Below are 12,110 nucleotides of genomic sequence, written 5' to 3' on the forward strand. Positions count from 1 at the left end.
GAATGATTGGTACGCAGTTAGGCGGAAGATACGAGATTTTGGAACGTATCGGCGGCGGCGGCATGGCTCTGGTTTATAAAGGACTAGATATATTATTGCATCGTAAAGTTGCCGTCAAAGTGTTACGCCAGCAGTACGTGCACGACGAAGAATTCATCCGCAGGTTCCGCCGAGAGGCCCAATCCGCCGCATCGCTTTCTCATCCGAACGTAGTCAGCATCTACGATGTCGGCCAGGAAGGCGAAATTCATTACATCGTCATGGAATATATCGAAGGGACAACCCTGAACGAGCTGATTAAGGAAAGAGCGCCGCTGCAGGTCGAGGAAGCGGTTCACTTCGCCTGTCAGATCGGAGATGCGCTCGAACACGCGCACCAGAATCAAATCATTCACCGCGATATTAAACCGCACAACATATTGATCGGCAAAAACGGACGCGTCAAGGTGACGGACTTCGGTATCGCCCGTGCCGCTACGTCATCTACGATTACGCAAACCGGTTCGGTGGTCGGCTCCGTCCACTATTTCTCCCCCGAACACGCCAAAGGGACGCCGACGGGCGAGCAGTCGGACTTGTATTCGCTGGGCATCGTGCTGTACCAAATGCTGACCGGTCGGCTGCCGTTTTTGGGCGAAAGCCCGATCAGCGTTGCGCTCAAGCATTTGCAGGAGGATGTGGAGGAGCCCCGCAAGGTCAATCCGCTCATTCCGCAAAGCGTGGAAAACATTATTTTAAGGGCGATGCGCAAAAATCCGGCTGAACGGTATCAGACCGCCAGACAGATGCTTGACGACTTGGATACGGCGCTGCGTCCGGACCGCCGCAACGAGCCGAAAATCTCGTTTCACGACAACGTCTACGACGAAGAGCAAACCCGCGTGATTCCGGCGATCCGCGCGGACCAATACCAAGAATCGTCCGATGGCCCGGTCGAAGATGAGGGGGCCGAACCGGCTCCGGTAAAAAAACGCCGCTGGGTTAAGCCGACGGTTTGGGCGGTCATTCTGATCGCGCTGATGATCGGCGCCTGGTATTTGGTAGGATTGGCCAAAAGCATTAATGTCATGCCTCCTGACGTTCCGGTGCCTAATGTCGTCAATATGCCGATCGATAAAGCGAAAGATGAGCTGGCCAAAGCGCAGCTTGTGCCCGACATCATATTGGAAGCAAACGATAAGGTGGCGAAGGATACCGTCATCAGCCAATCGCCTTCGAATATGAAGGTGAAGGCAAATTCGAAAGTCGTACTGCATGTCAGCAGCGGCACGGAGAAACAAAAAATGCCGCCGCTCACCGGCTCCAAGCTGGCCGATGCCAAGCTTGCTTTGATCAATCTGGGCATTAAGGAAGATCGGATCACGACGGATCCGAAGTTTCTTGACGATCCTCCGGACACGATTGTGCAGCAGACGCCGACAGCCGGCGAAGAGATCGATCCGGCCACGGCTGTAGTGAAACTGACGATCAGCAAGGGCCGCGAATCGTTCCCGATGCCGAATCTTGTCGGTCTGACCATTGAGGAAGCAAAAAACAAAATTACCGTCAGCAAGCTGAAGCTCGCGTCGGAAGGCATTAGCTACGAAACGAGTTATAAACAGCCAAAAGGCAAAGTCATCAAGCAGTTCCCTTACGAGTTTAAAGACGACGTATCGGCAGGGGCGGAAATTAAGCTGGTTGTCAGTTCCGGCTTGCCTGAAGATGCCGGGCAAATGACGGTAAGCGTGCCGGTTAAGCCGGCCAAAGAAGGCAAAACGTCGGAAATTAAACTGATTTTGACCGACGCTCAGTACGATAATTTGGAGTACAAGACGGTCACGGTCAGCAAACCGGAGAACATTGATGTCAAACTGGTTGTCGCTCCGGATAAAAATGCGGTGATCCAAGTAAAACAAGACGGTACGATCATCAATATTATAACGACGACCTATCAGGATTACTTGGCGGCGAAAAGCGGCAAACCTGCCGGGAACAATCAGACCCCGCCCGCACAAGGGACAGGCAACGGGACAAACAACGGCGCTGCCGGAGGGCAGACGGGCAAACCGAATACCGGCGGCACGGGGACAACGCCAGGCACTAACGGGGGAGCCACACCGGGCGGAACCGGTACGACTCCCGGCACTAACGGCGGAACCGCACCTAACGGAGGTACAACTACGCCGCCGCCTTCGCAAATCGGACCGGGTGCGAGCGGAACAAACGGCACCGGAACGCCTCAGCAGGGGGCGACGCCGGCAGCCGGCCAAGGCGGCACTTCTACACAAACCACAGGAGGCAGAAATTAATGCCAGAAGGTTTGATCATCAAGGCGTTAAGCGGATATTATTACGTGTTGTCCATGGATCAAGGCGCAGTAGAATCGATTCAATGCCGCGCCCGCGGTATATTTAAGAAAAAAGGAATTACGCCGCTTGTCGGCGATCGCGTAATCTATGAGCTCACTGAAAACGGCGAAGGCACGGTGGACGAGGTGCTGCCGCGCACCTCGGAGCTGATTCGCCCGCCTGTGGCCAATGTGGAGCTTGTTGTGCTCGTATTTTCGATCGATGAGCCGGCGCTCAATTTGCAGCTGCTCGACAAATTTTTGGTGCATGCGGAAAACGCGGGACTTGATACGATTATTTGCTTGACCAAGTCGGACTTGGTGGAAGATAACACGTCCGAACGGCAAGACGAGGTTTCGCCCTCTGGCGGAGAGCTTATGCTGCCGGACGTCGTGAAGCTTTACGAAAACATCGGTTATCAGGTCGTTGTCACAAGCTCCAAGCAAGGTGAAGGCATAGAAGCGATTTTTGACCGGCTTGCCGGCTCGATCAGCGTGTTCGCCGGGCAGTCCGGCGTCGGCAAATCGTCGCTGCTGAATGCGATGGTGCCGGGTCTTACGCTGGAGACCAACGCAATCAGCAACAAGCTGGGCCGCGGCAAACATACGACCCGGCATGTCGAGCTGATCCGGCTGCATAACGGCGGTTTGGTCGCCGACACGCCGGGGTTCAGCCAGCTCGATTTTATCGAGATCGAAGTGGAGCATCTCGGCTCCTGTTTTGCCGAATTTGCGTCTTATGCAGCAAATTGCAAATTCAGAGGTTGTCTGCATTTGCATGAGCCCGAATGCAAGGTCATTGAGGCCCGGGATAAGGGGGAAATCGCCCCGTCCCGTTATGAGCATTATTTGCAGTTTCTAGGGGAGATGAAAGACCGGAAGAGGAGGTATTGATATGTTGAAAATTGCTCCATCGATTTTATCTGCGGATTTTGCCAAATTAGGGGACGACATTGCGGATGTCGAGCGAGGGGGCGCGGACTGGATTCACGTCGATGTGATGGACGGTCATTTTGTCCCGAACATTACGATCGGCCCGCTGGTGGTTGAATCGATCCGCCCCCGTACCGCGCTTCCGCTTGATGTGCATTTGATGATTGAAAATCCGGACCGTTACATTCCGGCATTTGCCAGCGCCGGTGCCGATTTGATATCCGTGCATGTGGAGGCTTGTACGCACCTGCACCGCACCTTATATTTGATTAAAGAGCAAGGCAAACAGGCCGGAGTTGTGCTGAATCCGGCTACTCCACTGGAGACATTGGATTTTGTTCCTGACGAGGCGCTTGATCTTGTCCTGATCATGACCGTAAATCCCGGGTTTGGCGGGCAGAAGTTTATTTCCTCGATGCTGCCCAAAATCGCCAGACTGCGCAAGATGCTTGACGAGCGCGGGCTGCAGCGTGTCGATATCGAGGTGGATGGCGGCGTTAACGAAGAGACGGCCAAGCTTGTCGCCGCTGCCGGCGCCAACGTGCTGGTAGCCGGCAATGCCGTATTCGGGCAGGAAGACCGCGCAGAGGCCATTCGCAAGATCCGGCAGTCCGGCGGGGGGTTCATTTGAGAACGCTTGGCATCATCGCTTTTAGCGTCGCTTGCGCCCTGCTGCTGACCTTATTTTCGCACATCCAAGATATGATGAAATATATTTTCTCATTAGGCGCGTTGTACGCCGGCATTCAGTTTTTCAGACGGTATGATACCAAGGGCGCCCGGATCGTTTTTGTTATATTATCCATTGTACTTTATTTTGTTTTTACATTGATCTACGCTTTTTATATGTTCGCCAAAACCGGGGAAATTCCAAATGCCGGGATGTAACCGCAAGGGTTTTGGACAGCCGTGCGCGTAAGTCCGGCGCAAAAATATGAATACGGCGCGTTCACGCCGCATAAGAATGGTTACAAGAGCAAAACCGCTCCTGTAACCTTTTTTTCGTCGGAAAGCTGAAGTTCATTCAAGCGCTTAAGGTGTGCGAGCGCAACTTTCTGCCGGAAGAAAAACTTCCGCTAACCGCGGTCGCTCATCATTCGTAAAAACGGGGTGGATGTTTTTCTGATGCCGGTTTTTGGGGCTGAGGGTGCGAGCGGATCTGGCACGTTTTGGGGAAACGCGGAATACAATAAAGTATCTTGAGTGAAGATGGTCTTGCGTGTGTAAGCGATAATTCGGGAAGATGACATCTTCGTCAGTTAAGGAGGGGTAGGCATGAAATTTTACACGATCAAGCTGCCTAAGTTTTTGGGTGGGTTTGTGAAAGCCGTACTTAACACGTTCAGTAAAACCTGAGCCCGGTCGCCTAAATACTTAAGCGCAATGTAAAAAAAGCACCTGAACGAGCAGGTGCTTTTTGTCTATCCATTTGTTCATTATACGCGAGTCACTTTGCCGGACTTCAGCGCTTTAGCGCTAACATAAACGCGCTTTGGTTTGCCGTCTACAAGAATGCGAACCTTCTGAACGTTAACACCCCAAGAGCGCTTCGCTTTGTTATTGGCGTGCGATACGTGGTTGCCAGTGGCAGGTTTCTTTCCGGTAATAAAGCATTTGCGGGACATGAGCTACACCTCCTTATAAAGACCGAACAAGCATGAACGGAGTTCTATTGTGGCAAACTTCATCTGTATTTACGGTCTGCATACAATATTTCCAGTCCTGTAAAACACACTATAATATAATAGCATAGTGTGAATCGCCGCGTCAATTAACAAGTCCCGGCCTGATCTTATTTATTTCTTGTTGCGGTTATAGTAAAATGGTTTCAACTAAGACTGAGCTTGCGCGGTTTGCTTTTTACCGTTAAAGCTCTTTAGGAGATGCGAACTATGCCAATCGAACTTTCTGGAGAACTTGGAACTATATCGATCACCCATGAGGTAATTGCAAATCTGGCCGGCGCCGCCGCAATGGAATGTTACGGTTTGGTGGGCATGGTATCCCGAAACCAATTGATGGACGGAATCGCCGAGCTGATCCGCAAGGAGAATTTAAGCCGCGGTGTGGAAATTCGCATGGAACGCGATGCGATTTCCGTCGATCTGTATATCGTGGTCAGCTACGGTGTCAAAATATCGGAAGTAGCCAGCAACGTCCAGTCCAGAGTGAAATATATTTTGCGGGAAAACACCGGGCTGGAAATTTCGGAAGTGAACGTATTTATACAGGATGTCAGGGTGTCCTAAAGGCAAATTGGCTGCCGTTTGAAAAGGAAGGAGAATGGGCTTGAGTAAGCGCTTAAATCAGATAGATGGCAATATCTTTTTTCATATGGTGGCGTCAGGCGCACAACATTTGAAAACCAACGTAGAGAAGGTCAACGCATTAAACGTGTTTCCCGTTCCGGATGGAGATACGGGCACCAATATGAATTTAACCATCATGTCAGGCGTGGAAGAGCTCAATCGAAGACGTTCCGGGCATATCGGAAGCAGTGCCGAGGCGTTCGCCAAGGGGTTGCTGATGGGTGCGCGCGGTAATTCCGGCGTTATTTTGTCCCAGCTGTTTCGCGGTTTTGCCAAAGCGGTGCAAGGCAAACACGAGATCGATTCACAGCAGTTTGCGGCGGCGCTGCAGATGGGTGTCGACATGGCTTACAAAGCGCATGCGCGGCCGGTCGAAGGAACAATCCTGACGGTTTCCCGCGAAGCGGCGAAACATGCGGGGACCGTATCCAGACGTGTGCACGACGTGCCGCAGCTGATGAAGGAAACGGTGCGAAAAGGTTATGAGGCGCTTGCGAGAACCCCCGATTATTTGCCTGTGCTTAAGCAGGTCGGAGTAGTTGATGCCGGTGGACAAGGGCTGATGTTTATATACGAAGGTTTTATGGCCGCTTTGGACGGCGATCCGGAGTTATGGGCGGCTACCGACACGGCGGATACGGGGCGGCTATCCGGGAGCGTGGCGCCCGCTGCCGCGGTAGGGTCAAGCTCTCCGCTGCCGGGACATCCGCGGCGGGTGCAGGCGATGCTGGCTACCGCAGATATCGAGATGGGCTACTGTACCGAATTTATGATTCAGCTGGCGCCGGGTAAATCAAAGGGGCCGGCGTTTGACGAGGAGCGCCTGCGGGCGCAGCTGCTGGAACACGGCGATTCGCTGCTGGTAGTGGCCGATGACGACTTGGTCAAAATCCATATTCATGCCGAATATCCGGGCAATGTGATGAATCTCGCAATGCAATATGGCGAGCTGACGCGCATTAAGATTGAAAATATGCGCGAGCAGCATACGCATATTTTGCGGGAGGAAGCGCAAGAACACGATGCGGAGATCGACGTGGCGCCGGAAGTTACCTTCGTGCATGCCGGGCTTTCGGGGCAGGCAACACGCAAGCCGTTCGGATTTGTGGCGGTATCGGCCGGCCAAGGGATTTCCGAGATGTTCCGCAGTCTTGGCGTCGATGAGGTTATGCTTGGCGGACAAACGATGAATCCGAGCACGGAGGACATTGCCGGTGCGGTGGGCCGCGTTGCGGCGGATACGGTGTTTGTTTTGCCAAATAATTCGAATATCGTGATGGCTGCGGGACAAGTGAAAGACGTGATTTCAGACAAAACGGTAATCGTCATTCCTTCAAAATCGATTCCGCAGGGAATTGCCGCCGTACTTCGATTTCAGGAACAATCGTCCTCCGAAACGAATGCCGAACAGATGCAACAAGCCATGAGCCGGGTACGCTCGGGTCAAGTGACCACCGCGGTGCGGGACACACAGCTTGATGGCATCGAGATCAAGCAAGGCGATTATATCGGTTTGCTCGACGGTCGTATTGTGGCCGCACACCCGGATTTGCTTGAGACGTGCGGGCTGCTATTGGAAGAGCTGATGGCAGACGGCGCAGAGGTCATCGATGTGTACACGGGGGAAGACGCCCGGGAAGATCATAATGATCGCTTGGCCGAGCTGATCGGGGAGCGGTTCCCGGATGCGGAGCTGCAGCTTCACGAAGGCGGGCAACCGCTGTATCCTTATATTTTTTCGGCAGAGTGAGGTGAGCGTATTGGCTAAAATCAAGCTTGTGACAGACAGCACGGCGGATATTCCGCCGGAGGTGCGGGCCGAGCTGGGCATTGAAATGGTGCCGCTTAAGGTGCATTTCGGGCACGAAACGTACCGCGACGGGGTCGACTTGACGCCTCAGCAGTTTTTTGAAAAGCTGGCGGCTTCGTCAGCGCTGCCCACCACTTCTCAACCGTCGCCGGCTGAGTTTGCGGAGTTGTATGGCAGATTGTCCCAGGATGAAGAGACGGAGATTATTTCGGTGCATCTGTCGTCGCTGCTGAGCGGTACGTTTCAGACGGCGCAAATGTCGAAATCGCTCTTGGAGCGGCATGAGCATATTACGGTGGTGGACTCGCGTTCCGCTTCGTACGGGATCGGCATGCTTGTTGTAGCAGCGGCGAAAGCCGCCCAAGAAGGCAAGTCGAAAGAAGAGTGCCTGCGGCTGATTGAGGACATGCGGAAGCAAATGTCGATTTATTTTCTTGTGGATACGCTGGAATATTTGCAAAAGGGCGGACGCATCGGCAAAGCGGCGGCGCTTGTCGGTTCGCTTCTTAACATCAAGCCGATTTTGTCCATCAATAGCGCCGGCGAGGTGTATTCGGCCGATAAAGTAAGGGGCCAGAAAAAGGCGATGGCGCGGATCATCGAGTTGATCCAAAGCGATGTCGCCGGCAGGCCGATTCACCTGACGGTCGCTCACGCCAACAATTTGGAGCATGCGCAGCAGTTTTACGAAGTGCTGCGCGGCCATCTGGACATTCAGCATATGCAGTATACGAGCATTGGACCGGTCATCGGCACGCATGCCGGCCCGTCAGCGGTAGCGGCGTTTGTCGTTCCGGCGGTCTAAAGCATGTTGGATCTATATACGGCAAAGCTCACCGATATCCGCGGCGTGACGGAGAAAAAACGGGAAGAGCTGCAAGAGCTTGGGCTACATTCGGTCGGCCAGCTGATCGAATATTACCCATTTCGTTATGAAGATTATACATTGCGGGATTTGGCCGAGGTGAAGGATGGCGACAAAATCACCGTTCGCGGCCAGCTCGCTTCCAATCCGCAGATGCAGATGTACGGGCGAAGCAAATCGCGGATGCTGTGCAAAGTCATTATCGATAACTTTTTTGTGACGGCGGTCTGGTTTAACCAGCATTATTTGAAGGACAAGCTTGCCGCAGGCGCGGAGATTGTGCTGACCGGCAAGTGGGATCAGAAGCGGCTTCAGCTTACCGTGTCGGAAGCGGAAGTCTCGGGCCAGGGAGGCTCCAAAATCGGTACGCTGCAGCCGGTGTATTCGATAACCGGTACGCTGACGCAAAAGTGGATGCGCAAAACGGTCAAGCAGGCGCTTACCCAATACGCCGGGCTGATCCAGGAGGTGCTGCCGCGCTCGCTCGTCGACAAATACGGCTTTATGCCGCGCCGGGCGGCGATTGGCATGATCCATGAGCCGGGCGACCTGGAGCAAGGACAGCAGGCGCGCAGAAGAATGGTGTATGAGGAGCTGTTTTTATTCCAGCTGAAAATGCAGGCTTACCGCGCCATCACCCATGACCGCGCGGATGGAGTCGCCCATCCGCTGAATTTGCCGGACGTCCGCGCGTTCGTGCGGGCGCTGCCGTTTACGCTGACCGAATCGCAAAAGAAGGTGGTTGCTGAGATTTTGCACGATTTGCAGGAGCCGTTCTGCATGAACCGGCTGCTGCAAGGCGACGTCGGCGCGGGCAAAACCGTTGTAGCGGCTGTGGCGCTTTACGCGGTCGTTAAGGCAGGGTATCAAGGGGCGCTTATGGTGCCCACGGAAATATTGGCGGAGCAGCATAAACGCTCGCTGGACAAGCTGTTTGCCCCTTACGGCGTGCAGGTAGCGCTGCTCACGGGCAGTTTGACGGACCGGCAGCGCCGGGACGTGCTGGGCTCCCTGCAGATGGGGCTGGTCGACGTTGTTGTTGGCACCCATGCGCTGATTCAGGAAGACGTCCTTTTCCGTCAGCTGGGGCTTGTCGTGACCGACGAGCAGCACCGGTTCGGTGTACAGCAGCGCAGCATTTTGCGTAAAAAAGGAATGAATCCCGACGTCCTGACGATGACGGCGACACCGATTCCGCGGACGCTGGCGATTACGGCGTTCGGCGATATGGACGTGTCGACGCTGCGCGAGCTGCCGAAGGGCCGCAAGCCAATCAAGACGTACGCGGTGACGCACGATATGCTGCCGCGTGTGCTTGGCTTTATCGAGAAGGCAGCCGCCGCGGGACGCCAGACCTATGTGATCTGTCCGCTGATTGAAGAATCCGAAAAGCTGGATGTGCAAAATGCGATTGATGTGCACGTGCAGCTGCAGCAGCATTTTGCGCCTCACGGGTATGTCACAGGCCTGCTTCACGGCCGTATGACCGCTGCGGAAAAAGATGAAGTCATGCGGGATTTCAGCGAAAACCGCGTACATATTCTAGTATCGACGACCGTCATCGAGGTTGGCGTGGATGTGCCCAATGCGACCTTGATGATCGTTTATGACGCCCACCGCTTCGGATTGTCGCAGCTGCATCAGCTGCGCGGCCGGGTTGGACGCGGCGAGCACCAGTCCTTCTGCATCCTGATTGCCGATCCGAAAAATGAGGTCGGCAAGGAGCGGATGAAAGCGATGACCAGTACGGGCGACGGCTTTGAGATTGCCCGCAGGGACTTGGAGCTGCGCGGCCCGGGCGATTTTTTCGGGACCAAACAAAGCGGGGTGCCGGATTTCCGGCTAGCGGACCTGTTGAAAGATTTCGAGATTATGGAGATGGCCCGCGACGATGCGGCCGATTTGGTGCGCGACCCTGAATTTTGGACGGCGGCGGCTTATTTGCCGCTTCGCCAATTTTTGCAGCGAGAACATATTTTTGACAGCGACGTATTGGATTAATGCGGTAACTTGACCAAGCCCTCCGGCATACACTGAAAAGGAGTGCGAACGGAGGTGTCCGAGGTGAGCTACCAAAAATACGGCATTGACCCCGCTTTTGTCGAAAGAGTCAAGCTCAAGCTGAAAAACCCGGAAATCAAAGAACGGGTGAAAATGATTTTAAAAGGAGTCACGAAATACGATCTGCAGGACCGTCCGAAGGTGAAGCGTTTTGTCGAAGTGCTGGCTAAGACGCTTGGGGAGAAACTGACCGCCCAGCAGACGGAAAATATGGTGTCCTATGTGATCTCGCAAAAAATCGACCCGAGCAATACGCTGCATCTTCTGAAGCTTTATGCCATGTTTCGCTAATATGATACTGCCAGGAGGGCCTGCCGCTTATGCCGGCGGGTCTTTTTTTGTCTGCCGGGGGTAGAATAAAGTTGCAAAATTTCGTAGAATAGGTTTAAGTTACATGGACGAAGGAGAATGAGCATGTGGAACGAATTTAAAAAATTTGCATTAAAGGGCAATGTGCTGGATCTGGCGATCGGGGTCATTATCGGGGCCGCTTTCGGGAAAATCGTCAGTTCGCTTGTCAACGACATGCTGATGCCGATTTTGGGCTTGCTGCTGGGCGGGCTGAATTTTACGGGTCTGCAGATCACTTTCGGCAACGCCATGATTAAATACGGGAATTTCCTGCAAACGGTTCTCGATTTCTTCATTGTCGCTTTTTCGATTTTCCTCTTTATCAAGGGGTTAAACAAGTTTAAACGCAAAGAAGAAGAAACAGCGCCTAAGCCGGCTGAGCCTTCCAACGAAGAAAAGCTGCTTTCGGAAATCCGCGATCTGCTTAAGCAGCAGCAGGAACGCGGTTAATGCTGTTGATGTGCGATAGGATAGCGAGGGACCTGCCTGGTGGCGGGTTTTCTTTTTTTTGCGGAGACGATAGTTACTTTTATACAGCTAAGAGTTAGAGAACTGAAAGTATTAAAAACCACGCTACTAGCAAGAATAGAAAAATAACTACGAATCCTAGAATTGGATAATATACAGATTATCGGATAGCTTTAGTGTGGGAAAGCAAGGATGCTCAGGCCTCAGATAAAAAACTAAATTTCCATAACCGAACTTTGTTAAAAGCTCAACAATGTCACATTATCTCTATCTTTTACACAGTAATGGCCAACCATAATGTAAACGCCAAGCTCTTTCCAATGTTTCAGCGAAGGATTGGTATTCTAAATCAATGTCGTCTGGAAACATTACATAAGAATACTTCCATCGAGTTAAATTGTTTATGCTAGTATATTTAATAGCAATTGAGCCAGTACCGTTACCACCTCTTATTTCTTCTAACTAAACGCTCTCTTAGCCCACCACTACCTTCAACACCTGTTCCGCCAATTCCGTTATAGACTATCCTATAGCCCTGGTCTACAATGTTACATACAAAGTTTAATTCTGAATGTTGACTGACTAATTGCGGAAGATTAAGTGCACCTTTCATATTAGAACATCTACAATTTAGAATTTCATTATTCGAATAATCGGTATAAATCCAGTATAATCCATTAGTTCGTGTTGAAGGACCGTCTTGTAATCTAATCTTACCAAATTGATCCTCATCAATAGATAGTAACCTAGTTGATCTAATATTGTTTATTGATTCTATAAGATTTCGCATTGGTAGCGTCAAGAAGTTTGTGTAACAAACTCTGGTAAACAAAGTAGAGCATTCAGAGGCAAACGTAAGAAGGAGCGACTCTACAGTTGTTCCTCCAAAGGCTTTATATGGAGGGGTGGGCATGATAGGCTCATGTGCCTTGGCGATACGAGTTTTACGAGGTATCGCCCTTTCGCAAGTCATCATGCCCACAGAGG

General features: G+C 52.3%; 12 protein-coding genes and 1 pseudogene. 11 read left to right on the plus strand and 2 right to left on the minus strand.

Annotated elements, in window-relative coordinates; all coding sequences use genetic code 11:
• Positions 1-2: 2 nt before the first annotated feature.
• The 5 genes from pknB (at position 3) to spoVM (ending at position 4,615) form a co-directional block, all read left to right on the plus strand.
• Entirely contained in the window at positions 3-2,288 is a 2,286-nt protein-coding gene (gene pknB / locus EYB31_RS15885) for a Stk1 family PASTA domain-containing Ser/Thr kinase (protein WP_131014321.1), read from the plus strand.
• Positions 2,288-3,220 carry a ribosome small subunit-dependent GTPase A gene (gene rsgA / locus EYB31_RS15890; protein WP_131014322.1) on the plus strand — a complete coding sequence of 311 codons (933 nt, stop codon included), beginning with the start codon at positions 2,288-2,290 and terminating at the stop codon, positions 3,218-3,220. The genes pknB and rsgA overlap by 1 nt, the downstream gene beginning before the upstream one ends.
• A gap of 1 nt (position 3,221) precedes the next feature.
• Positions 3,222-3,890, plus strand: a complete 669-nt coding sequence (gene rpe, locus EYB31_RS15895) for a ribulose-phosphate 3-epimerase (RefSeq protein ID WP_131014323.1) — start codon at positions 3,222-3,224, stop codon at positions 3,888-3,890.
• Positions 3,887-4,147 carry a hypothetical protein gene (locus tag EYB31_RS15900; protein WP_131014324.1) on the plus strand — a complete coding sequence of 87 codons (261 nt, stop codon included), beginning with the start codon at positions 3,887-3,889 and terminating at the stop codon, positions 4,145-4,147. Before rpe ends, EYB31_RS15900 begins: the two co-directional genes overlap by 4 nt.
• A 387-nt stretch (positions 4,148-4,534) precedes the next feature.
• Positions 4,535-4,615, plus strand: a complete 81-nt coding sequence (spoVM, locus tag EYB31_RS15905) for a stage V sporulation protein SpoVM (protein WP_131014355.1) — start codon at positions 4,535-4,537, stop codon at positions 4,613-4,615.
• 80 nt (positions 4,616-4,695) lie between these two features.
• On the opposite strand, the gene rpmB is transcribed toward spoVM, so the two are convergent.
• Positions 4,696-4,884 (minus strand): 50S ribosomal protein L28, encoded by a 189-nt coding sequence (rpmB, locus tag EYB31_RS15910; RefSeq protein ID WP_131014325.1) that lies wholly within the window; start codon positions 4,882-4,884, stop codon positions 4,696-4,698.
• Positions 4,885-5,151: 267 nt separating this feature from the next.
• On the opposite strand from rpmB, the gene EYB31_RS15915 reads away from it, so the two are divergent.
• The 6 genes from EYB31_RS15915 to mscL all read left to right on the plus strand — a co-directional run bounded on the left by EYB31_RS15915 (position 5,152) and on the right by mscL (position 11,105).
• On the plus strand, positions 5,152-5,508 hold the full coding sequence (locus tag EYB31_RS15915; protein ID WP_131014326.1) for an Asp23/Gls24 family envelope stress response protein: 357 nt from the start codon (positions 5,152-5,154) through the stop codon (positions 5,506-5,508).
• A 34-nt stretch (positions 5,509-5,542) separates the two neighbouring features.
• Positions 5,543-7,318 carry a DAK2 domain-containing protein gene (locus tag EYB31_RS15920; protein ID WP_131014327.1) on the plus strand — a complete coding sequence of 592 codons (1,776 nt, stop codon included), beginning with the start codon at positions 5,543-5,545 and terminating at the stop codon, positions 7,316-7,318.
• A gap of 10 nt (positions 7,319-7,328) precedes the next feature.
• A complete protein-coding gene (locus EYB31_RS15925) occupies positions 7,329-8,183 on the plus strand; it encodes a DegV family protein (protein ID WP_131014328.1) in 855 nt (284 codons plus the stop codon).
• 3 nt (positions 8,184-8,186) lie between these two features.
• Entirely contained in the window at positions 8,187-10,244 is a 2,058-nt protein-coding gene (recG, locus tag EYB31_RS15930; protein WP_131014329.1) for an ATP-dependent DNA helicase RecG, read from the plus strand.
• A gap of 63 nt (positions 10,245-10,307) precedes the next feature.
• Positions 10,308-10,595: a stage VI sporulation protein F gene (locus EYB31_RS15935; protein WP_131014330.1), complete on the plus strand. Its 288-nt coding sequence runs from the start codon at positions 10,308-10,310 to the stop codon at positions 10,593-10,595.
• 123 nt (positions 10,596-10,718) lie between these two features.
• Positions 10,719-11,105: a large conductance mechanosensitive channel protein MscL gene (gene mscL / locus EYB31_RS15940; RefSeq protein WP_131014331.1), complete on the plus strand. Its 387-nt coding sequence runs from the start codon at positions 10,719-10,721 to the stop codon at positions 11,103-11,105.
• A 457-nt stretch (positions 11,106-11,562) separates the two neighbouring features.
• On the opposite strand, the pseudogene EYB31_RS40650 reads toward mscL, so the two are convergent.
• Positions 11,563-12,110, minus strand: a pseudogene (locus tag EYB31_RS40650) (hypothetical protein); the annotation flags it as partial.

The sequence above is a fragment of the Paenibacillus thalictri genome, from assembly GCF_004307995.1.
Classification (GTDB): Bacteria; Bacillota; Bacilli; order Paenibacillales; family NBRC-103111; genus Paenibacillus_AF; species Paenibacillus_AF thalictri.

Excerpts from the sequence above, each read along its gene's own strand:
- pknB (WP_131014321.1), top strand. The coding sequence starts at position 3 with ATGATTGGTACGCAGTTAGGCGGAAGATACGAGATTTTGGAACGTATC.
- rsgA (WP_131014322.1), top strand. The coding sequence starts at position 2,288 with ATGCCAGAAGGTTTGATCATCAAGGCGTTAAGCGGATATTATTACGTG.
- rpe (WP_131014323.1), top strand. The coding sequence starts at position 3,222 with ATGTTGAAAATTGCTCCATCGATTTTATCTGCGGATTTTGCCAAATTA.
- spoVM (WP_131014355.1), top strand. The coding sequence starts at position 4,535 with ATGAAATTTTACACGATCAAGCTGCCTAAGTTTTTGGGTGGGTTTGTG.
- rpmB (WP_131014325.1), bottom strand. The coding sequence starts at position 4,884 with ATGTCCCGCAAATGCTTTATTACCGGAAAGAAACCTGCCACTGGCAAC.
- EYB31_RS15915 (WP_131014326.1), top strand. The coding sequence starts at position 5,152 with ATGCCAATCGAACTTTCTGGAGAACTTGGAACTATATCGATCACCCAT.
- EYB31_RS15920 (WP_131014327.1), top strand. The coding sequence starts at position 5,543 with ATGGGCTTGAGTAAGCGCTTAAATCAGATAGATGGCAATATCTTTTTT.
- recG (WP_131014329.1), top strand. The coding sequence starts at position 8,187 with ATGTTGGATCTATATACGGCAAAGCTCACCGATATCCGCGGCGTGACG.
- mscL (WP_131014331.1), top strand. The coding sequence starts at position 10,719 with ATGTGGAACGAATTTAAAAAATTTGCATTAAAGGGCAATGTGCTGGAT.